The 21,730-nt window shown below is 52.9% G+C and carries 24 protein-coding genes and 1 pseudogene; 21 read left to right on the top strand and 4 right to left on the bottom strand.

What is annotated here, in order from left to right:
* Positions 1-5 precede the first annotated feature (5 nt).
* Both Dvar_RS27515 and Dvar_RS27510 read left to right on the top strand, forming a co-directional pair.
* Positions 6-686: an SOS response-associated peptidase gene (locus tag Dvar_RS27515; protein WP_419656342.1), complete on the top strand. Its 681-nt coding sequence runs from the start codon at positions 6-8 to the stop codon at positions 684-686.
* 61 nt (positions 687-747) lie between these two features.
* Positions 748-2,169 (top strand): TOTE conflict system archaeo-eukaryotic primase domain-containing protein, encoded by a 1,422-nt coding sequence (locus tag Dvar_RS27510; RefSeq protein ID WP_419656340.1) that lies wholly within the window; start codon positions 748-750, stop codon positions 2,167-2,169.
* Positions 2,170-3,704: 1,535 nt separating this feature from the next.
* Here the strand turns inward: Dvar_RS27510 and Dvar_RS27505 are convergent.
* Together Dvar_RS27505 and Dvar_RS27500 are read right to left on the bottom strand one after the other, a co-directional pair.
* Positions 3,705-4,190, bottom strand: a complete 486-nt coding sequence (locus Dvar_RS27505; RefSeq protein ID WP_419656339.1) for a hypothetical protein — start codon at positions 4,188-4,190, stop codon at positions 3,705-3,707.
* Between the two features lie 143 nt (positions 4,191-4,333).
* Positions 4,334-4,528 (bottom strand): hypothetical protein, encoded by a 195-nt coding sequence (locus tag Dvar_RS27500; RefSeq protein WP_419656338.1) that lies wholly within the window; start codon positions 4,526-4,528, stop codon positions 4,334-4,336.
* Between the two features lie 315 nt (positions 4,529-4,843).
* Between Dvar_RS27500 and Dvar_RS27495 the strand changes: the two are divergent.
* Positions 4,844-4,990: pseudogene (locus Dvar_RS27495) on the top strand (ATP-binding protein); the annotation flags it as partial.
* Between the two features lie 100 nt (positions 4,991-5,090).
* On the opposite strand, the gene Dvar_RS27490 reads toward Dvar_RS27495, so the two are convergent.
* A complete protein-coding gene (locus Dvar_RS27490) occupies positions 5,091-5,291 on the bottom strand; it encodes a hypothetical protein (protein ID WP_419656337.1) in 201 nt (66 codons plus the stop codon).
* Positions 5,292-5,420: 129 nt separating this feature from the next.
* Here Dvar_RS27490 and Dvar_RS27485 point away from each other — a divergent pair, with 129 nt between their 5' ends.
* The 18 genes from Dvar_RS27485 (at position 5,421) to Dvar_RS27400 (ending at position 19,169) form a co-directional block, all read left to right on the top strand.
* Complete coding sequence (locus Dvar_RS27485) at positions 5,421-6,332, top strand: universal stress protein (RefSeq protein WP_419656336.1); 912 nt, start codon at positions 5,421-5,423, stop codon at positions 6,330-6,332.
* Between the two features lie 444 nt (positions 6,333-6,776).
* Positions 6,777-7,802, top strand: a complete 1,026-nt coding sequence (locus Dvar_RS27480) for a 4Fe-4S dicluster domain-containing protein (RefSeq protein WP_419656335.1) — start codon at positions 6,777-6,779, stop codon at positions 7,800-7,802.
* Positions 7,795-8,619, top strand: coding sequence for an FAD/NAD(P)-binding protein (locus Dvar_RS27475; protein WP_419656334.1), 825 nt, complete (start codon positions 7,795-7,797; stop codon positions 8,617-8,619). The genes Dvar_RS27480 and Dvar_RS27475 overlap by 8 nt, the downstream gene beginning before the upstream one ends.
* A gap of 17 nt (positions 8,620-8,636) precedes the next feature.
* Entirely contained in the window at positions 8,637-9,188 is a 552-nt protein-coding gene (locus tag Dvar_RS27470; RefSeq protein ID WP_419656333.1) for a 4Fe-4S dicluster domain-containing protein, read from the top strand.
* The gene (locus tag Dvar_RS27465; protein ID WP_419656332.1) at positions 9,185-10,108 is read left to right on the top strand and encodes a respiratory chain complex I subunit 1 family protein; all 924 of its coding nucleotides are present in this window, start codon (positions 9,185-9,187) and stop codon (positions 10,106-10,108) included. The genes Dvar_RS27470 and Dvar_RS27465 overlap by 4 nt, the downstream gene beginning before the upstream one ends.
* Positions 10,109-10,134: 26 nt before the next feature.
* Entirely contained in the window at positions 10,135-10,557 is a 423-nt protein-coding gene (locus Dvar_RS27460; RefSeq protein ID WP_419656331.1) for an NADH-quinone oxidoreductase subunit B family protein, read from the top strand.
* Complete coding sequence (locus tag Dvar_RS27455) at positions 10,554-11,027, top strand: NADH-quinone oxidoreductase subunit C (protein ID WP_419656330.1); 474 nt, start codon at positions 10,554-10,556, stop codon at positions 11,025-11,027. The genes Dvar_RS27460 and Dvar_RS27455 overlap by 4 nt, the downstream gene beginning before the upstream one ends.
* Positions 11,027-12,211 (top strand): nickel-dependent hydrogenase large subunit, encoded by a 1,185-nt coding sequence (locus Dvar_RS27450; protein ID WP_419656329.1) that lies wholly within the window; start codon positions 11,027-11,029, stop codon positions 12,209-12,211. The genes Dvar_RS27455 and Dvar_RS27450 overlap by 1 nt, the downstream gene beginning before the upstream one ends.
* Positions 12,208-13,872 carry an NADH-quinone oxidoreductase subunit L gene (locus Dvar_RS27445; RefSeq protein ID WP_419656328.1) on the top strand — a complete coding sequence of 555 codons (1,665 nt, stop codon included), beginning with the start codon at positions 12,208-12,210 and terminating at the stop codon, positions 13,870-13,872. The genes Dvar_RS27450 and Dvar_RS27445 overlap by 4 nt, the downstream gene beginning before the upstream one ends.
* 5 nt (positions 13,873-13,877) lie before the next feature.
* A complete protein-coding gene (mbhE, locus tag Dvar_RS27440) occupies positions 13,878-14,426 on the top strand; it encodes a hydrogen gas-evolving membrane-bound hydrogenase subunit E (protein ID WP_419656327.1) in 549 nt (182 codons plus the stop codon).
* Entirely contained in the window at positions 14,419-14,868 is a 450-nt protein-coding gene (locus Dvar_RS27435; protein ID WP_419656326.1) for an MnhB domain-containing protein, read from the top strand. The genes mbhE and Dvar_RS27435 overlap by 8 nt, the downstream gene beginning before the upstream one ends.
* The gene (locus Dvar_RS27430) at positions 14,865-15,206 is read left to right on the top strand and encodes a sodium:proton antiporter (RefSeq protein ID WP_419656325.1); all 342 of its coding nucleotides are present in this window, start codon (positions 14,865-14,867) and stop codon (positions 15,204-15,206) included. Before Dvar_RS27435 ends, Dvar_RS27430 begins: the two co-directional genes overlap by 4 nt.
* A 179-nt stretch (positions 15,207-15,385) precedes the next feature.
* Entirely contained in the window at positions 15,386-16,708 is a 1,323-nt protein-coding gene (locus tag Dvar_RS27425; RefSeq protein ID WP_419656324.1) for a complex I subunit 5 family protein, read from the top strand.
* Positions 16,709-17,221 (top strand): Na+/H+ antiporter subunit E, encoded by a 513-nt coding sequence (locus tag Dvar_RS27420; RefSeq protein WP_419656323.1) that lies wholly within the window; start codon positions 16,709-16,711, stop codon positions 17,219-17,221. It begins immediately after the preceding gene.
* A complete protein-coding gene (locus tag Dvar_RS27415; RefSeq protein WP_419656322.1) occupies positions 17,218-17,586 on the top strand; it encodes a cation:proton antiporter in 369 nt (122 codons plus the stop codon). Before Dvar_RS27420 ends, Dvar_RS27415 begins: the two co-directional genes overlap by 4 nt.
* The gene (gene mnhG, locus Dvar_RS27410; RefSeq protein WP_419656321.1) at positions 17,579-17,944 is read left to right on the top strand and encodes a monovalent cation/H(+) antiporter subunit G; all 366 of its coding nucleotides are present in this window, start codon (positions 17,579-17,581) and stop codon (positions 17,942-17,944) included. Before Dvar_RS27415 ends, mnhG begins: the two co-directional genes overlap by 8 nt.
* 17 nt (positions 17,945-17,961) lie before the next feature.
* A complete protein-coding gene (locus Dvar_RS27405) occupies positions 17,962-18,573 on the top strand; it encodes a 4Fe-4S dicluster domain-containing protein (protein WP_419656320.1) in 612 nt (203 codons plus the stop codon).
* 65 nt (positions 18,574-18,638) lie between these two features.
* The gene (locus tag Dvar_RS27400; protein WP_419656319.1) at positions 18,639-19,169 is read left to right on the top strand and encodes a hydrogenase 3 maturation endopeptidase HyCI; all 531 of its coding nucleotides are present in this window, start codon (positions 18,639-18,641) and stop codon (positions 19,167-19,169) included.
* Between the two features lie 51 nt (positions 19,170-19,220).
* Here the strand turns inward: Dvar_RS27400 and Dvar_RS27395 are convergent, their stop codons facing one another.
* Entirely contained in the window at positions 19,221-21,716 is a 2,496-nt protein-coding gene (locus Dvar_RS27395) for a cation:proton antiporter (protein ID WP_419656318.1), read from the bottom strand.
* Between the last annotated feature and the right edge of the window lie 14 nt (positions 21,717-21,730).

Genomic DNA, 21,730 nt, shown 5'->3' with positions numbered 1-21,730 from the left:
CTGATATGTGCGGCCGTTTTGTTGGTTTTAGACCACTAAAAGACTTGATGAACTATTTCCCCATTGATGTGGCGAACCTCGAGGTAACGGAAAATTTCAACGTTGCTCCCACACAAGAAATCCTCGCCATTACTCGCCATGACGAAAAGAATCACCTGGAAAAATTACACTGGGGTTTCGTTCCCTTTTGGGCGAAGGACACCACCATCGGCAGCAGAATGATTAATGCACGGTCTGAAACGGTGGCTACCAAACCTAGTTTCCGCACGGCCTTTAAGAATCGACGATGCCTGATCCTGGCAGATGGATTCTATGAATGGGCGGGTAAGGCTGGTAACAAGCAACCGATGTTTCTGACTTTACCGGATGGAAAACCGTTTGCGTTTGCAGGTCTTTGGGAAACTTGGGACAATCAGGGGAAAGAGCCTATTCCGTATCGCTCTGCGACAATCCTCACCAGAGAGGCCAGTGCGTCAGTCATGCCGATCCATAACAGGATGCCGGTGATTCTGCAACCAAAAGCCTTTGATCTTTGGCTTGACCGGAAAAATCAGGATGTCCGACTACTCCAAGATCTACTCCATAAACAAATATACACTCGGCTCAAAAGCGTACCGGTTTCCAATCAGGTCAATTCGGTGAAGGTCAATCGGCCGGGAAATATAAAGCCAGTTGAAATAAAGTAGCGGTATGGATTTCTGAATTTCAAATAGGTGACCCCATGTTTTGCCCCAAATTGAGAAAAAGATGGATTATAAGGAACTGCTCGAAAAATATACTGTTTTATTGAAGGCGGTGGAGCGATTAAGAAAAGAAAATAGCCGCTTAAGAGCTCAACTGGAGCTATCGGCGTCCAAGCCTCCCGCAAAGACTTCTGAAAATACAGAAATCGTTGAAAAAACACCATGCGGGGAATCTGTTGCCTATAATTTCAAATCAGTTGTTGACCATACGTCGGATTCCTCCGCCAAAATTCATCTTTTTATGTCGCTTTTCAAAGGCCGCAGTGATGTTTATGCGCAGCGATGGGAAAACAAAAACAAAGGAACATCCGGCTATTCACCGGTTTGCCTGAATCAATGGCAGCCAGGCGTGTGCAAAAAGCCAAAAATTTCCTGTTCAAAATGTGAAAACAAAGACTATGCTGTCCTGGACCAAAATGCCATTGAAAATCATCTGAGAGGGAATAGCGTGGTTGGCGTCTATCCCATGCTGCAGGATGAAACATGCCACTTCTTAGCCGTTGATTTTGACGAAGCAGACTGGCAAAGCGATATTTCCGTTTTCAGAAATGTTTGCCTTGAACGCTCTATGCCTGTTGCCGTTGAGCGGTCACGTTCCGGCAACGGTGGACATGTTTGGTTTTTCTTTGAAGCCCCTGTTCCCGCTACCTTGGCACGTAAATTAGGAACGGTCCTGCTTACCACGGCCATGAACAAAAGGCATGAAATACAATTTAAGTCCTATGATCGGCTGTTTCCCAGCCAGGACACCATGCCTAAAGGAGGATTGGGTAATTTGATCGCATTGCCGTTACAGAAAACGGCAAGAGAGAAGTCCAATAGTGAATTTATCGATGAGGATTTCCAGTCCTATGCGGACCAATGGGCATTTCTTTCCGCAATCCAAAGAATTTCTCAAAACCGAATTGAAGGGGTTGTTTCCAAGCTTGGCGATGGTAATGAACTGGGCATATTGAAACAGGATGAAGAAGAGGGGGAAAAACCGTGGGAAACGTCGAAAACCAGAATCACGTTGCACAGCAATGATTTTCCGAAGCGCATCGAAATCGTCAGAGCAAATATGCTGTTCATTCCAAAGGCGGGTATCTCCCAAAAGGCGATGAATCGGTTAAAACGGCTCGCGTCTTTTAAAAACCCAATGTTTTACAAACAACAAGCCATGCGTTTGCCGACCTATGGACACCCGCGCGTTATCTCCTGCGCTGATGAAACAAAAGCGTACCTGGGGTTGCCAAGAGGGTGCGAGCCTGAGTTGGTCTCCGTACTGGAAGAACTTGGAATCGAACTTCGACTTGTCGAAAAAACATATGGCGGCAAAAATATCGATGTGAAGTTCAATGGCCAACTCAGAGATGAACAGTCCTTGGCCCTTGATCACCTGTTGCAAAACGATATTGGAATCCTTTCAGGCACAACTGCATATTGATGACCATCCGGTAATCTTGGCATCATTTTTTGGTAAGGATAGGGTGCTACTGTACAATCAAAACAACGGATACTCTGCTGACCCCGTCCAGGTACCAGGGAGTCCGAAAATATAAATACCATTTGTTCATCTTATTCTCCTCCTCCCCGGGCCGCCTTTGGGTGGTCCGGTATATTTTTATAATCCGGAAAAATAGCCAGAAAAAACCAGTATTGATGAAGATGTCTGATGCCTATCTTGTTTAAGAAATCGACATAAAAATTGGAACCGGAGCTGAGGGGTGCATGGAAAGGGTCACGGAGGAGATGGTGACCACTTGGACATCCACAACATGTCCTTTTGCATTGCTCCGGTTTGACTATAATATAAGGTCTGACCGGCAATGCTGCAAGGTCTATCCAAAAAAATAGGCAGAGCCCCGTTAGAGGCTCTGCCCGTTCAACCGTTATGTCACCGGAATATTTTTGTTGCCTTCGTTGTCGAAGCTCTGCCGTTTATCATGCCCTTAGATCTTACATGAGGCTCCTGATTCCCGGCCAGCTATACATCTGTTAATGAAGTAACCCAGCGTTATCAGAGTAATTGCCGTTCCAATCATAGGGCACCTTCCTTTCGGTTATCCAGCCACATCGATTCCCATGTCACATCCCAAATGTTCGTCTTTGTTTTCACACTCGAAGTTTCTTTCGCGGGTATCTACGTGTCCTTCGCTCTTGTCGTCAAAGTATTATGGGATCTTATCATTAAAAAGCCCTTTAACATGGACGAAAACAATATCTTTTGGTCGGCGGGAAAAATTTCTACGCAGCCCCAAGAGGGACATGAGCAAGCAGGAGATATCGGTAAATGGGTGATACCTGGATAGTCGATCTGGAAACATATGCTTGATGAAAATGGGGCTATCGCTGCTCCCAAAGGGCCGGCTCGGAAATTGGCCGAGCATATGGTTGCGATCGTAGCCATGGCATCCAGCCCTGAAATTATCCCTCTGCCTGAATACCAGGTCCGTTGTCGTAGGCGTCCAGGTCGGAAACTATGCCCTGGAATAATCCAAGCCGATTTTGACCCTCGAGATGAAAGAATTATCTGGAGGTGTCCGGTCTGTGATGACAACGGCTACATCAGCAACTGGAAAGGATCGATGTGGGATTTAAGAGACGCAAATGTATTTCACTGATGCAGAAATATTTTGACCACCGGCGGAAAAAATTATGCCTGAACCGAGCAACATAGGCCAAATCGTTCGCGGAATCCTATCTGATATGTCCCTTAAGCTATTGAGACCTTTCAACGGTAATCCCCCTTTTTTGGATTTTATTAAGGATGTCCTTTAGCTGGGCCTTACTGCAGTCGTCTATCAAGTAATCTTTTTGACCACCATCGCTGAAAAAGAGCACCAAATGATCCTGTTTGGTCAGAAAAACTTTTCGGATGTAATCCCGGTCAAGCCAAGGTTCGAGCACTATCATAAAATCCTTAAATTTACATGTTTCCATGTTTACCTCCAAGACTCTGATATGGTTAAATATTTAGAATTAGGTAATGAAGTCCGGGTTCATGGGACACTTCGTTTGAATGCAGTTTGGACAGCCTGTATGAAAAAAAAGAACATAGAAAAATATACCAATTGTTCCTGTGTACAGGATAAAAAACAAAACTGATCCGCTATAAAAGATTGCTACATAAGGAATGCAGACTCGAAGGAAATAAGCCAACAACCCACCAAGGCCGGCAAGAATGCCAAAATTGTTTCCTTTGTCAAATGTCAGATGTGAGCAGTTGCCTTCCAAAGGCACTGGGCACTGTTTCCCATAATAAACACAATGACGACAAGTTGTCGCATGTATAATGGGATAGGATGCCAGCCATAAAATTATATAAAGCCCAGCTGCGAAAGTTGACAATCCCAAACTCAGGTAAAGGCCAAAAAGGAAAAGAATTGCCATCAACCCACCATTGATACCGTATTCCTTGACTGTGAATTCAGTCAGCCTTTTCTTTCTTTTAATTCCGAAACTCATTGATTCACCTCATTTCTTTCCGACGAATTTTAAGATTGGCTTGAACAACGAAGCACTATAGCTAATCTGCTGGTAGGCTTCATCCCTTGACAGCATCCGACCTTCCTTTTCCAACTGGTATCCCAGTTTCATCGATAGACACCTCAAGCATTAATACCCTGAATTGTCTGTAGCTTACTGATAAATGGTTCGCCAGCAACAGCAATACTTTCCACGAAATGTTTTTGACGCTCCAGTTTTTCTTTCAGCTGGCTGGATATCCATCCAGAGTGGGATGTGGCCAAGGCTTCAACTGAATCCACATTGAGAAACCTTTGCAATGCATTGTGATCGATCAATCGGTAACGGTCCTTAGGATGCTGGATCTCATGATATCCACTCCTTCGGTTACGATCTTTTGCAAATTTTAAAAGGAAATCTCTCTTATGGCATCGGTGGGTGATATGCCAAATATATCCCGGTATAAAATGTCGATAAGCGCGTGCCATCGCTCATATTCGCTTAGAATAGGTTTTTTACCCCCAAAAGTGGTCGCCTAAGGTACTTCCATGTATCATTTTTTCACCTTTTATCTATTTATGTCAATTGGTTAATTTGGTGACCCGCACTTTAATGGGCGACCTTAGTGCCCCCAGTGCCCCTTTACTTCCTTTTTCAGTATAAAGGGCCCGAAGGTAACTGGACTCGGACTTCTCGTCACCCGAAAATTAATCGAGGAGCACAAGGGAGAGATATTGGTCGAATCCGAATTGGGGCAGGGCACCACCTTCAGCGTGAAACTGCCCTTTCAGCAGGAATAAAATTATTTTTTGCCAGCACCCTTAGGGTTCGCGCAAAAATAAATTCACAAATTGTCAGTGTTCAGGCGCCCGCTCAGCAAGGCGCGAAGACAAAGGAATATCAGGCATATTCCGTGTTTTCGCAACGCCGCTGAGCGGGATGGATGGGCGCTGAAAATGTGAAGTTATTATTGCGCGAGCCCTTAGGCTTGGTTTGGACAGACTCGTCACCGGTCGTTTCCTGCTGCTCAGCAATACCCCAACCATTAGTGAAGAACCAACGGTCTTTTTTGGAAACGTCCTTGGGGACTGCCAGTTCCACACAACACCCCTTTTCTTTGACCGAGAATTGCTGTCAATAACAAGCTTGTTTTGACCCCAGCGATCAGATCGCTTATACTGTTTCAAAAACAATTGATTTGGTCACATGGCCGAGAAGAGGAGGAAAATCATGGTACCCAGACAAAAACGTTTACTGTTGACTGTGGACGGTTCGGAAAATGCGATGCAGACGGTCAATTACGCTGGAGAAGAAGAAGCCTTTAAGGGCATGAAGATCGTTGTTTTCCATGTATACAAAAGTATTCCAACGGCATACTACGATTTGGAAAAGGAGCCCAAGAGTGTCAAGGTCGTGGCTCATGTACGCAGCTGGGAGGCAGAGCAGAAGAAGAAAATTCGCAAGTACATGGATGATGCCAAACAGCTGCTGTTGGACGCCGGGCACGCCGAGACTGCCGTAGATGTGAAGATCCAGAATCGCAAAAAGGGGATTGCCAGGGACATCATCACGGAGGCTCAAAAGGGATATGATGCTGTCCTGGTTCACCGTCGAGGCACATCGGCGCTGCGAAACATTATCATTGGCAGTGTCACCCTGAAACTGCTGGAGAAGCAGACGTTTGTTCCCCTGCTCATTGCCGGATTTAAACCGATCAATAAAAAGGTACTGGTGGCCGTGGATGGGTCTCCCTGCGCCACCCGGGCTGTTCACTTTGTCGCCGATATGCTTGGTCCGCTCAAAGATTACAAGGTACGGCTGTTACATGCGGTGCGTGGCGGATTCCATCCCGAATTGGCAGCCTCCGAAGCGGATGTGATGGAAGAAATGGATTCGGTTCTCATTGAACCGGTCAAGATTCTGAAAGAAGGCGGATTCGATCCGGACAACATCTCCACCAAAACCGTTACGGGGATTTCGAGTCGTGCGGGAGCCATTGTCGATGCGGCCCACAATGGGGGATGGGCCACCATCGTTGTGGGACGGCGGGGGCTGTCCGAAATCAGCGAGTTTTTTATGGGCCGCGTGAGTAACAAGGTGGTCCATACGGCCCGTAAGGATACGGTTTGGATTGTGACATAAGGAAGATGCCGGTCACAATCTTGCCCGATGCTTTTCCTGCCGGCGGAAATTTAACCCCATCGTAGCTGGATCTTTCAACGTGATTCAAAATTTGTCGGTGGTTGAAGATCTGGCACTCAGACAGTTCCTGATCGAGCACAAAAATGCTTGAAGTGGTGTGCATGGTTATTATACACTGTGTGCTAAAGAAGCCAGCTGAAAGAACTATTTCGCAGGCGTGCAACCGGGTATTTAACCGCCGTTCCAAATTTCTAACCTTCATTGTTATTCTCTGTTTCAGCCGTCGTTGGCTGCGGCCTTTTTTGAGGCTGATTTTCATGCGGACCTGACAGCGTTCGCTGCTTGCAGGCAACGACTGGCTTCTGGTGCGTCGTCTTTCCTTGGTCGATATGGTGGCAGCTTCTGATTCTGCCCTGAGCGGCAGGAGGCATCCGTGGGGGAAGCATGCGCTACATCTCACATGAGGATTTCGGCAGGCTGCTCCACGATCTGGAGCGGGACTACCAGGTCTATGTCCCTTGCAGAAAAAATATTCATCGCTATTACCGTCCTTACGCGGGTCTGACCGATGATGTGGTTATCGGCGAAGTCCGCGCCTTCGAACCGTTGAAGGCTTTCTTTTTCCGGGCCCGCCAAAAGGTTGCCGAGGGGTTCAGTCCGGACGTGGTCCACGGCGAAGACCGCCCGGTGTGCATCGTCGGTGCCAAGGCCTGCGATCTGAAGGCCTTCGCGATCCTGGACCACGTGTTCAGGGGTCATGATTATGCGGACCCATACTATGCCAGGGCCCGGGAAGCGAATCTCATCATCTCCGCTGATTGCACCTACGCCATCGACACCTGTTTTTGCCTGGCCCTGAATGTGGATCCTTATCCCCGGGAGGCTTTCGACATCAACCTGTCGCCGCTCGATGACGGCTTTCTGGTGGAGACCGGTTCCCAGAAAGGAACAGCGATTGTCGCAGGCCGTGCCGCGCTCTTTGCCGATGCGGGGGAGCAACGGACGCGGGACCGTAACGAGACACGACGGCACGTCATTCAGGCCGTCCAAAAAAACATCGAACAGAATCGGATTCCCCATCAGGACGCCCTGGAAGGTGCGGTTGCCCGAAATTACGAAGCGGAAATCTGGGCCGATGAAGCGCAAACATGTGTGGAATGCGGCGCCTGCAACACCATCTGCCCCACCTGCCACTGCTTTCTGTTGTACGACCAGAAGGGTAAAGCGCACATCGAACGGTTCCGCATCTGGGACGCATGCCTGCTGAAGGATTTCGCCCGGGTAGCCGGCGGAGCCAATCCCCGACCGAAACTGTGGATGCGACTGCGCAACCGGTTTGAAAAGAAGTTCGATTTTTTTCCGAAGGTGGCCGGCATGTATGCGTGTACCGGGTGTGGCCGCTGCATATCGGCCTGTCCGGCTAAAATCGACATCCGACGAATTCTGAAGAGACTGGTGAACCATGCGTAGCGGCATGAATCCATACCGGCCGATCAGGGCGGAAGTAGTGGACGTCATCGCCGAGACGCCGACCATCAGGACCCTTCGGCTACGACCGGATGAGAAAATTAATTTCAGGCCGGGCCAGTTCATCCAACTGACGGTTCCCGGTGTCGGTGAAGCCCCCTTTACGCCTTCCTCGCCCTCGACCTGGAAGGATTGCATGGAAGTGACGGTCATGCGGGTGGGCAAGGTGACGGAAAAGGTGCACCAGCTGAAGCCCGGCGATATTGTCGGTTTGCGAGGCCCGTACGGCCGGGGCTATCCGCTGGAGGCATTCGTCGGCAAAGATTTGATCGTTGTGGGCGGCGGGTGCGGGTTCGCACCGATCCGAACCCTGATGTATGTCCTTTTGGACCAGCGAAGCCGGTTTGGCAAGCTCATTTTCCGGGGCGGATGCAAATCGCCCGCAGATCTGCTCTACGGTAAAGAAATGGACGCATGGGCCGCCCGACGCGATCTGGATCTATTGATTACCGTTGACCAAGGGGATGCGGGCTGGCGGGGTCCGGTGGGCCTCGTGACCGGCATCCTGGACGGCATCGACATCGACTGCGAAAATGGGGTGGGGATTCTCTGTGGACCACCGGTCATGATGAAGTTTTCCACCCGGAAGCTTCTCCAGTTAGGGCTCCGCGAGGAGAATCTATACCTTTCCATGGAGAAGAACATGTCGTGCGGTATCGGCAAGTGCGGCCATTGCCGGCTTGGAACCTATTACTGCTGCAAGGATGGTCCGGTGTTTAACTATACGCAGATCAAGGACTTCCCGGACATCTGGGGATAGGAGGGAGGATCGACAGGATGCGTTCGAGCGCCGAACAGCTCCATCATGGTAGATTCAATGCCGGGCCGCAACAGACTCCGGAATTGCGGCTCTTCGTCGACCTGGACATCTGTACGGCGGGTGAATGTGAAAAGTGCGTCATTCAGTGCAGCTACTTTTACCATTCGGAGAACAACGGGATTGCCTCCGTAGCCGAGCTGGCAACGTATTACCTGGTGTGCCGCCGATGCGAAGCACCCCATTGTGTAAATGCCTGCCCCCGAGACGCGCTTGAGCAGCAAAGGAACAACATGCTGGTAAGGCACGGTATGCGGTGCGTCAGCTGCCGGTCCTGTTCCCATGCATGCCCTTACGGCACCATCTATCCGGAACATGTTCCCCAGCTCATTCATATCTGCGATTTCTGTCTGGACCGGCGCGAAGAGCCGGGCGAGCCTCTGTGCATCCGCACATGCCCATACGGCGCCCTCGATCTGCTGAGGGGCGACCTCGAACTGGACGCAAACACGTTTCTGGTGGGCGACAACCTAATCGTCCATTCGACACACTGGAACAGGGACAAGGCATGATCCATCTGATCTACCTTTTGGTCTTCGGCTTCCTGCTTACCACCTGTATCGGGCTGGCGGCAAGCTGGATCGATCGCAAGGTGACCGCGCGAATCCAGTACCGGGTCGGCCCCCCGTTGCTTCAGCCCCTGCTCGACATCGTGAAACTGCTGGGCAAGGAGACCGTTCTCCCGGCGGGCGTATCGCGCGTGACGTTTCTGGCGGCCCCAATGATCGGTCTTGCCAGCGTCATGGTGGTGTCGACCGTGTTATGGGTGAACAGTCTTTATCCGTCCCAAGGCTTTGTCGGCGATTGGATTGTGGCTCTGTACCTGCTGGCCATTCCTTCGTTGAGCGTTATTCTGGGCGGTTTTGCCTCGCGTAATCCGCTTGCCGGCCTCGGGGCCTCCCGGGAGATGAAACTTGTGCTCGCCTATGAACTGCCCTTCGTCTTGGCGGCTCTGGTCCCCGTGATCGAGGCCGACTGTTCTATCAGGCTGGGGGATATACTGAATTTTCAAAGGGCAAACGGCGCTACGGCCACAAGTCCGGCCGGTGCCCTGGCTTTACTGGTGGCCATCGTGTGCATGCAGGCCAAGCTCGCCCTGGTGCCGTTCGATATACCGGAGGCCGAAACGGAAATTCTCTGCGGCCCCCTGGTCGAGTACGGCGGTCCTCCGCTTGCAATCTACCGGCTGATGAAGGATATGCTGCTGTTCATCCTCCCGTTTTTCTTGATAATACTGTTTCTGGGAGGCGTGCGCTGTGACGGCGTTCATCTGTTCTGGGGCGTGCTTAAGTACGTCGGGCTGCTGGCGCTGATAACGGTGGGCCGGAATACGAACCCCCGCCTGCGCATCGACCAGGCCCTCAAGTTCTTCTGGGGGCCCGTGACTTTCATCTCCATCGGTGCCGTGCTTCTGGCGGCATGGGGCCACTAGAACGCCGGCGCTTCGGGAAGATATACATGGATATACGGTTGAAGGCCCTGCTGAAATCTTTGTGGGTGTACCATCTGTCCACAGGCAGCTGCAACAACTGCGATATAGAAGTACTGGATTGCCTGACGCCGCGGTATGACATCGAGCGGTTCGGGATGCTGCCGGCCGGCAGTATCAAGCATGCGGATCTGCTTCTGATCACGGGTTCATGCAACCGGCAGTCGGTCGCACGCATGAAGCGGCTCTACGAACAGGTCCCTCGCCCCTGCTTCGTGGTCGCCATCGGCGAGTGCGCCCTATCGAGAGGCATGTTCATACACAGCTACAACTGCCCCCAGCCTTTGGACCGGATCATTCCGGTGGACGTTTATATCCCCGGGTGTCCACCCAAACCGGAGGCCATCATTGCCGGTATGGTAAAGCTATTGGAAAAGGTGAAGAAGAAATGACGCGCGAAGAGATTCTGGCCAGGATCCGTACCCGATTCGGGGAAGACATTATCGATTTCTTCGACAAGTCGCCCAAGCGGGTCTACATCGAAATCCGACCCGAGGCGATCGTCCGTGTGGGCACCTACATCTTCAGCGATCTGGGAGCGCGTTTCAACACCGCTTCGGGGGTCGATTCGCGTACAACCATTGAGATTCTCTATCACTTTACCCTCGAAGACATCAATTTGCTGATTTCGATCCGGGTGAAGCTGGACCGGTCGCAGCCGGAGATCGATTCCCTCAGCCCCTGCCTTGAAGCGGCCAACTGGGTCGAAAGGGAAATGCACGAACTGCTGGGGATAGACTTCAGGGGGCACCCTGATTTGCGCCGGCTGCTCCTGCCCGACCAGTGGCCTGAGGGGGTGTACCCCTTGCGGCAGGACTACCAGGAGTGGGACGAAGAAGCCGTCCGGGATCGAGGTGTTTGATGAAAGAGACCATTATTCCCATCGGCCCTTACCACCCCCTCCAGGAAGAACCCGAGTTCTTCACCCTCACGGTCGAAGGGGAAAGGGTGGTGGATATCGACGTGCGGTTGGGATACAACCACCGCGGCATCGAAAAGCTCTCGGAGATGAAGACCTTCGACCAGTCTACCTTCGTCATCGAGAGAATCTGCGGCATCTGCTCCACCAGCCATCCCTTCGCCTACACGAGGGCGCTGGAAGACATCATTTCCATGGAAGTGCCCAGACGTGCCCGGTACATCCGGACCATCATTGCCGAAGGCGAGCGGATACACTCGCATCTACTGTGGCTGGGTCTCGCAGGACACTTTCTGGGCTACAAAACCGTCTACATGTGGGCGTGGAAGCTGCGCGAGGAAATCCTGGACGTCATGGAGATGCTCTCCGGAAACCGCAACAACTACGCCATGTTCAAGCCTGGCGGCGTGCGGCGGGATATCAAGGCCGCCGACCTCCCGGTGGCGCTCGGAAAGCTTGATTCCATTATCCCCACCCTGGAAATGCTCCGCAAAGCGGTCCTGGAAGACCCCGTGCTTCACGCCCGCACCCAAGGAATCGGCGTGCTGAGCAAACAGGATGCCATTGATTTCAGCGCCCTCGGACCGACGGCGCGAGCATCCGGCGTGGCCAGGGATGTGCGCAAGGATTGCCCTTACGGCGCATACGACGAGGTAGAATGGGACATGATCGTAACCGCAAACGGGGACGTGTTCGACAAGCTGGTCGTCCGCATAGGAGAGGTCTTCGAGTCTGTCCGCATCATGAAAGCATGCCTGCTGAACCTTCCCCGGGGAGAGATCGACGCCTGCATCGCCGACATCCCGCCCGGCGAAGGCATCGGTCATATCGAAGCACCCCGCGGGGAGACTTTCCACTACGTACGCAGTGACGGCACGAACCGGCCGGTGCGCCACAAGGTAAGAGCCCCGACCTTCATGAACCTTCCCACGTTCAAGACCACGGTGAAGGGCGCCACACTGTCGGACGCCACCATCATCCTCGCCGCCATCGATCCCTGCTACTGCTGTACCGAGCGCATGGCCGTGCGTGACCCGGAGGGCAGGACGCTCGGCGACGGGTATGACCTCATCCGGTTGTCGCAGGAAAAGACAGCCAGGATAAAGCGGAAAATGGGGAATAAATGAACCCGAACCTCTTCCGATTCGATTCACTGTCCATGCTTGTCGGGGTGTCTGCGGGCCTGTTTTTCCTGCTGATTCTCCTCTATTCATCGGGTTACATGCGCGGGAGGAAGGGGCTGGTTCGCTACTATCTCTACACGGTCCTCACGTTTGTCGCCAGTCTCGGCGTCATTTTCGCCAACAATGTCATTCTGTTCCTTGTGTTCTGGGGCTTTCTGGGGCTTCTGCTCTGCCTCCTTATCGCTGTGGGCCGGAAAGACCGTGCCGCTGAAACCGCCAGGAAAACGCTCATCATTGTCGGCGGCGCGGACGCCTTTATGCTGCTGGGAGTGGCCATGGTATGGCGTCTTGCCGAGGTGGCCACCCCCTGGGATCTTACGATGGATTCGACCCGCATTGCCTTGACGGGTGGAAAAGCCGTGGCTGCGTATCTGTGCCTGGCAGCGGGCGCCCTTGCCAAGGCCGGCGCCATGCCCTTCCACACCTGGGTTCCGGATACAGCGGAAGATGCGCCCGTGCCGGTGACCGCCTATCTGCCCGCTTCACTGGACAAGCTTCTGGGCATCTATTTCCTGGCGCGGATAAGCCTGGAAATGTTTCAAATGAGCACGACCATGAACACGGTCCTGATGGGTGTGGGCAGCTTTACCATCATAGCGGCCGTGATGATGGCCCTGGTACAGCATGATCTGAAGCGGCTGCTGGGGTACCACGCCGTCAGTCAGGTCGGCTACATGGTGCTGGGGATCGGGACCGGCAACCCCATCGGCATTGCCGGCGGCCTGTTCCACATGCTCAACAATGCCATTTACAAGTCCTGTCTTTTCCTGGCGGGCGGCGTGGTCGAGAAGAGCGCCGGCACCAGCGATCTGGACCGACTCGGCGGCTTGGCCGGCGTCATGCCGATCACGTTCGGTCCGTTCCTGATTGCATCGTTGGCGATTTCCGGCGTTCCGCCGTTCAACGGGTTCGCCTCCAAGTGGCTGATCTATCAAGGGATCATCGAGGTGGGCAAAAACGGAGACGTTCTTTGGATACTGTGGCTTTCCGCGGCGATGTTCGGCAGCGCGCTGACCCTGGCGAGTTTCATGAAACTGGTCCACGCCGTTTTTCTCGGACAGCCCTCGCCCGCGCGCAAGCGCAAGGAAAACGGTGCCTGGAAGACCGGTCCGACCCTGTGGATTCCCCCGGTAATCCTGGGCATTCTGTGTGTTGCGTTCGGCGTTTTCGCGGCGGCGCTGCCGCTGCGCTTCTTCATCTATCCGAGTGTCCCCGGTGAAATCGTCCCTGCCGGCATATGGGGATCCGGTTGGGCAGCAATCATGATCCTGATCGGGCTGGGCATCGGCTTGGCCATCTATCTTCTGGGCACGCTGCGCAAAACACGCACCGTGGAAGCGTTTGTGGGCGGTGAAATCCTCGAAGAACACCCGGAAATGCGTGTATCAGGCGTCGATTTTTACCAAACCATTCAGAATCTCGGCATTCTGAAACTGATTTACGATGCGGCGGACAGAAAGTTTTTCGATATCTACGAAGTCGGCAGAAAAACGGTACTTGGCTGCAGCAGGCTGGCCGGCAGCCTTCACAATGGCCTCCTGCCCAGGTACATCGTCTGGTACCTGTTGGGAATGGCAATCCTCTTTTACGTGCTGATGGGGTAATGACGATGATGGTACTTTATATCTTACTCGTTCTGATGATTGTCGGCTCAATCATCGCGGTGGAAATCAAGGACCTTCTCTCGTCGGTGGTGGCCTTGGGGGCCGTGGGGCTGGGGCTCTCAATCGTTTTCCTTTTGCTGAAGGCGCCCGATGTCGCCCTGACCCAGATCGTCGTTGAAATTTTCATGGTGATTATCCTGATACGCGCTACCTTGCGCCGCGACCTTGAATCTTCGCCGACCCGCAGCAGACCGCTGGGTGCCGTTTTTGCGATCGGGTTTATCGCCATCCTGATGATGATCGCGACGACCAGTTTCAAGGATCTGCCAACCTTCGGGGAACCCGCCATGCGAGTCGCCGCGACCTACCTGGAACAGGGCCTTTCAAAGACCGGTGCGGGGAACCTCGTGGCCGCAGTCATGCTGGACTTCCGCGGGTATGACACCCTGGGCGAAGCCACCGTACTCTTCACGGCCGTCATAGGCGTATCGGCCGTGGTGCGGCGGATCGGTAGAAAGAAGGCCAACCGTTTGAAAGGTCGAGAAAATGCGTAAAGCGCCTGAACAGGGAATGTCACTCATTGTCAAGACGGTCACCCGTCTCACCGTCGGGCTGATCCTGCTCTATGGTGTTTACATCGTCTCCCAAGGTCACCTGTCGTCAGGCGGAGGCTTCGCCGGCGGAGTGATGATAGCGCTCTCTTTCGTGCATCTGATGCTGGCGTTCGGCAAGGAAACAGCATTTAAAAAATTCTCCGAAGCCAAGGCGCTATTTTTCGAGAGCCTCGGAGTATTGATTTTCCTGGGAATCGCTCTGCTTGGCCTGGTGGGGGGGGTGTTTTTCCTCAACTTCCTGCCCCCAGGTGAGGCCTTCCGCCTATTCAGTGGAGGGACGATCCCGTTTTCGAACATCGCAATCAGTCTGAATGTCGGGGCAGGACTCTTCACGGTCTTTTTGGCGATTGTTCTGCTCAACAATGACTCGGAGAGGAAATGATGGCCGTCTACGTCCTATGCCTGGCTCTGTTTTGCGTGGGCGTTTACGCGATTCTGGCCAAGCGCAACGTCATCAAGATCATTGTGGGCATCATCATCGCGGAGAACGCGGTCAACCTGTTCTTTATCCTGACGGCCTACCGGGTGGGAGGCCGATCCCCCATCCTTTCACCGGGCCAGGAAATCATGCGCGTGGTGGATCCGCTGCCCCATGCGCTGGTGCTGACGTCCATCGTCATCGGGCTGGCTACCACCGCCTTGTTGGTGGCCTTCGCCATCCGACTCTACGAAAAGTACGGCACCTTTGACATCGAAAAAATTCGGGAGCTGAAAGGATGATACCGGCCGCCCAAATTATTCCGCTGTTTGTCGCCATCCCCCTGGGCGGTGCGTTCCTGGTCGCCCTGATCGGCAGGAAGATACCCCGCCTGCCGGACCTGATGGTATCCACAGCGAGCCTGTTCCTGCTCGTTTTGGCCATATACAGCGTGAAGCTTGCAAATGCGCACGGGACGATCGTGTATGCGGTCGGGAACTGGACACCGCCGGTCGGGATCGCAATGGTGCTGGACGGGCTGGCCGCCTTCATGCTGGTCACGGTGAGCCTTATCGGATTGTTTGTCGCCCTGTTCTCCATAGGTTACATGGAAAGGTTTACCGCGAAGTGGCAGTTCGCCACCCTGTTCCTGCTGATGTTGGCCGGCATGAACGGCGTGATCGTAGCGGGTGACATATTCAACCTGTTCGTGTGCCTGGAAATCGCCGCCGTGGCCAGCTACGCCCTGGTCGCCTTCGGAACCGAACGCCATGCACTCGAGGCCGCCTTCAAGTATGCGGTCATGGGAAGCCTGGGCTCCCTGTTCATCCTCCTGGGTATCGCCTGGATGTACGGGTATACCTCGACGTTGAACATGGCGGACATGGCGGGGGTGCTGCGGAACACAGGTGCCAGCCGGATGACACTGATGACGGCGGTGCTCTTCCTGGCCGGGTTTGGGCTTAAGGCGGCGCTGGTGCCTTTCCATGCCTGGCTGCCAGACGCGCACCCCTCTGCGCCGGCGCCCATCTCGGCGATGCTTTCCGGCGTACTCATCAAGTCGTTGGGCGTTTACGCCCTATGCCGGATTTTCTACAACGTGCTTGGAATGACACCGGCGCTGTCGGCGGTGCTGATGTTTCTGGGCGCGCTTTCCATGGGTATCGGCGTCGTTCTGGCCATCGGGCAATGGGACATGAAACGGCTGCTGGCCTACAGCTCTATCAGCCAGATCGGATACATCGTGATGGGCATCGGTATCGGCACGCCGCTAGGCATGCTGGGGGGGATATTCCATCTGTTCAATCATTCCGTATTCAAGTCATTGTTGTTCCTTGACGCGGGGGCCGTCGAATATGCGACGGGGACACGGGATCTGAAAAAGATCGGCGGCTTGGCCCGGAAGATGCCGGTGACCAGCGGCACGGCCCTGGCGGCCGCAATGTCCGTTGGGGGTGTTCCTCCGTTCAGCGGATTCTGGAGCAAGCTGATCATCATTTTCGCGGCCGTGGAGGCAGGGCATTACGGATACGCTTTCTGGGCCGTTTTGGCCGGCGTGCTTACCCTGGCATACGCCATGAAGGTGATAAAATACGCCTTTCTCGGCAACCCGCGTGCGCGCTGCCAAAACATTAAAGAGGTGCCGGTTTGCATGCAGCTTTCAATGGGGATCCTGGCGCTGATTTGCATACTGGGTGGGTCTCTGCTTTTGCCGGGGGTGCGAGAGGTGTTTCTGGAACCGGCCTCGACCGTCCTGGCGGAAGGCACCTGGATGGCCGGCAGGGTCCTGAACGGGGGGAGGTAGATGAGCAGTAAAGCTGTCCTTTTTATTTTCGCCTTGACGGTTTGGGGCGCCCTCGACTGGGTGCCCGACTGGCAGCATATCGCCGTGGGCATACCGGTGGCGGCGTTCGTGGTCTTCATGACCGGGGATTTCTTCATCACGCGTCCGCACATTTTACGGCATCCCTCCCGCTACTGGTATCTTTTCGTTCGCTATCTGCCCTTGTTTGTATGGGAGTGTGTCAAGGCCAACCTCGATGTGGCGTATCGCGTTCTGAGTCCGCGACTCCCCATAAAGCCGGGGATTGTCAGAGTGAAGACGACCCTGCGTTCAGAAACCGGGCTGACGTTTCTGGCCAACTCCATCACGCTCACTCCGGGCACCATGAGTGTGGATATCGACCGGGAGAGGGGGGTTCTCTACGTCCACTGGATCAATGTGCGGAGCACGGAGGTAGACACCGCCACCAAGCTTATCGTGCAGCGTTTCGAACCGCTGCTGCAAAGAATATTTGAAGAGGGTACCGAACCGTGAAAACCGTCAAGTGGGCAATCGGTATGGGAATCCTGGTGGCGATCATCGGGCTGATCCTCATCCGGCCGTTTCCCATCTTTTTCTATACGGACCGCGCGCAGATGGGTTTTGCCGCCCGCACCCTTTACATACTGATTCTGGCGGCCTGTTTGTGCCTGTACCGCGTGCTGCGCGGGCCCACCGCCGCGGACAGGATCGTGGCCATCGACATCCTGGGCATCCTCATCGTCGGGTTGTGTGCGGTGTTGACCGTTTCCACCGGGCGGACCTGGTATATCGATATTGGAATTGCCTGGGCGCTGCAGAGTTTCATCGCGTCGCTGGCACTCGCGAAGTATCTGGAGGGACGAAGTTTCGATGATTAGCGTTGTCGGCAAACTCTTTATCGGGATCGGCCTGGCCTTCGATGTGCTCGGATGCCTGGGTCTTGTCCGTCTTCCGGACGTATACAACCGTCTTCAGGCGGCCACGAAATGCGTCACGCTGGGCACCTGCAGCATCCTTTTTGGAACGTTCCTTACGGTCGGATTCACCAGCGCCGGCATCAAGTCGCTCCTGTGCATCGTATTCCTCCTGCTGACGGCACCGGTAGCCGCCCACGCCATTGCCCGCGGCGGGCACCGCGGGGGGGTAGCGCTCTGGAAAGGCAGCGTCGTAGATGCCTACGCTGCAGACAAGGACAAGGACGCACCGGTAGAGCAGAGTAGTCAGCATTTAAGGTAGAACTCGCGGACGGAAAGATGAAGTATCCAAAGATTAGAGAATTGGCGGAAGCGATCAAGGCACTCATCAAGGGGCCTTACACGTCCGGATTCCCAAGGGAACCGCATGTGCCCCATCCCAATTTCCGGGGACAGCCGAAATTTGACGCCACCCAATGTGTGGGATGTCTGGCCTGCGAGGAGGTCTGTCCCGTGGAGGCCATCGCGCACCGGGATTGCCTGGAGGATAAGGCGAATCCCAAACGCATCATGATCCATTATACGGATACATGCATCTTCTGCGGGCGGTGCGAAGAGGCATGCATCAACGACCACCTGGGAATCAGACTTTCCGGCGACTGGGAGCTTTCCTTTTTTGAAAGGAAGGACGCCTATGAAACCATCGAAAAAGACCTGCAGCTCTGCGAAATCTGCGGCGACGTCATCGCCTGCAAGGACCATTTGCTCTGGCTGTCGGAGCGTCTCGGGGAACTGACCTATTCCAGCCCCACGCTGTACCTTCCCCGCCTTCGCGACCTGGGCATCGTCGATGAAAATCTCGTCGCCCCGGTCAAGGACGATCACCGCTCCGACAGGGTCAAGATCCTATGTGCCCGCTGTCGGCGTGAGACCACCCTTACTACTAAATGAAGTGATGTCCGTAGTCCGTTAAGAACTTCTACTATCAGAAAACCACAAGAGATGTTCAAGAACTAATGGTCGACCACCTGACACGCTATTTAACACGTATCTTCCAGGGCAAGGTCGCCATCGTAGGCGTGGGCAACATGTTGCGCGGCGATGACGGTTTCGGGCCCGCCCTGATCGAAAGAATACAAGGGACGGTGCAGGCCACATGTATCGACGCAGGCCCCGCACCCGAGAACTATCTCGGAGTCATTGTACGTGCAAAGCCCGACACGATCCTTTTTATCGATGCCGCAAATATCGACATGCAACCGGGCGCGTATGCCATCCTGAAAAAAGAAGACATCGCAGGGCTCGGACTAACGACTCACGACATTCCTTTAGGGATGCTCATGGATTACCTGGAAAAAGAGAGCCGGGCTCAGATCTGCATGCTGGCTGTACAGCCGGCGCAGGTTGCATTCGGTAGCGCGATGTCAGGCTGCGTAGTCAAGGCCCTCGACCAACTATCCGCACTTATCGGTTGTGCTGCAAAAATACGACCATCTACCGATGGGTTCAACGTTATTCCGGACCTGATCGGGAATACAAGTTTTTAACCACTTTTCAGCTTTTTCCAAACCCATTTCACAGGAAGATTACAGAATCCGTTATAGTGATGTCAGGGCAATATGTTGCAGCGCTATTTCATTTTTGGCTTGAAGCCAGCGTTCCTGGAAGTAAGGTTGCTGAACAATTTCTGCGATAGCGGATAAAGCAAATAAGTGAAAGTCACGTTCATCCCTGGTTCCGACAAGCACAAATACTGCCCGAACTTTGGGCGCCAGTTCTGAAAAGTAAATGCCCTTTTTCGCTCTAACCAGTAGAATACGAAACGTTTCCCGGCCATCAATAATGATATGAGGAATGGCCAAGTCAGGTCGTAAGGCTGTACTCATCTCGACCTCCCGTTCTATAAACATTTGATACAATATTGCTTTTGGTGTATCCAATGTTTTTGAAAGCACATCAGCGACTTGTTCAAATAATACATCGTAACTCAATGGCTCCGCAATTTCCAGTACCGGGCTTTGCGCAATAAATCGGTTAAACCGCATCTTACGCCCGGCATCCGAGGTATGCAGGATCTCTTCCACCTCCTTTTCAAGCTTGGTTGAAGAGATCTGTTTGGCTGTAATACGGCTGACCATATGGATCAAGGCATGTTTCTGATTTTCGCCGAATTCGAGCATCATTTGTTCCAGACTGGTCTGGGATCCGACCACGGTCAACCAGTCGCCAATCTTAAGTCGGGTAAATCCCACCGAGACGATGAGCTGTCCGTTACGACGAATAGAAAGAATATGAAGATCCAATGGAAGATGAAGGTCCCGTATAGCTACACCATGGAGATCCGGGTTGCGCAGTTCAAATTCAATAATATTACGACCCTTCTCCAGTCCCAAGAGCAGCCGTGTGGCAGAAGGAGACCTTACAAATTGATCGATCAAATTGACAATGGCCGTGCTCGGTTCAACTACTATGGCGCCCAGATCATGAAAGCGCTTAAAATGGGTTTGGTGGTTCAACCGCACAATAAGATTACGGAAACCGTAATTATCGACAATGAGTTCGCAGATCCGGAAGTTTTCCTCGTCCGATAGCATGGCGACAATAGCGTCGGCATGGGCAACGCCTAACCGGTTCATTGTTTGAAGGGTCAAATCCGGCATCGAATGCATTTCGATATCCGATCCATTCTCTACCTGCTGAACATACTGAACTTGAGTCGTTGCAATTTTTACCTCCCAATGGTTGCTTTGCAACAATCGCGCAAGCGCCAGCGATTCACCATCCAACCCGAAAATAAAAACATCGCGAACGCCATGCCCCGTTTGTTCCTCGGGTTTTGGCTGGGCTTCTTTTACCCAGTACAACACCCACTTGAAAAACGGTGGTCCAACTATCTGATTCAACACAATTACTGAGATAATGATGGTGGCAAAGCCGGCTCCCCATTGAGGGAACTCCACCGAGACTTCTTTGGCCAGCCCCAAACCGACGCCGGCCTGGGTGATATAGCACATCCAAGCCACCCTATTGTGCTCAAAGGATTCGCCAGCTAATGTGCCGCCAATAAAGCTACCGATAAAAATAGCAAAGATACGGACTAAAAAAAGGGCCATAGCGATACTCCAACAGGTCAACAAAATATCCAGACGCAAGGAAATACCGGTCAAAGTAAAAAAGGCGATATAAATGTACGGCCCGACATCATGAAGCGCCTTCATCATTTCTGTGCGATAGGGACTGTAGTTTGCCGTAAAAAAACCAGCCAGCATGCAGATCAACATGGGCTCCATAAGGATTTCCATGGATAGATAGCTGTGCGCGGCATAGCGGACCGTGTCGGATAAAATGAAGATTCCAAGCCCTGTCAGGGTAATGATGGTGGTTTTAAACATGCGAGGCCAATGGAATGCAAGGATCGCGCTGATAAATTTAAACAGCAAAAAACCAACACATAGAGACAGGGTGAGTTCAGTTGCCAGAATAAAACTGAAGCTTAAATCAAAAGATTGTTCTTCCAACAGCGTACCTGCAATTGAAATACAAATACTAAAAAGGGCGATGACCACCACATCCATAATGACGGTTACGCCCAACGCCGTTTTTGTAAAAGGCCCATTGGCGCGCAGTTCATTAACCACGGCAATGGCTGAAGAGGGAGATCGTGCAACAAGGATGGCGCCGGCGAGAAGGGCAATGGCAATACGATGAATCGACGGCATGGTTTTGGTAAAGGGAATGAACCCGGAGAGGAGAAAAAAACTCGTCGTACCGATGACAAATGAACTAACAACCAGGCCGATGGTTATATAGCGAATGGTCTTAAGACGGTTTTTGATTTGCCGTACCACCAACTCACTTCCTGCGGCGAAAGCGATATAGGCAAGCGCGAGTTTGTCCAGAAACCATAAATGATCTGCGGTCTTTTCCGGAGCTAATTTTAAAACATAGGGCCCGACTAAAATTCCCGTAAAAAGAAAACCAGTAATCAGGGGCAATCTGCCTTTGGCAAAGAATTCACCCACTTGTCTCGAAGCCAACGCAAGGATAAAAAAAACCAAAAATATGACGATAAAGGATAAATTGCTTTGATCCATGGTCGTACCTTTCA

This window comes from Desulfosarcina variabilis str. Montpellier (assembly GCF_048565275.1).
Classification (GTDB): Bacteria; Desulfobacterota; Desulfobacteria; order Desulfobacterales; family Desulfosarcinaceae; genus Desulfosarcina; species Desulfosarcina variabilis.
The sequence above is the reverse complement of the archived record's forward strand: the minus strand, read 5'-3'. Positions and strand labels throughout refer to the sequence as shown.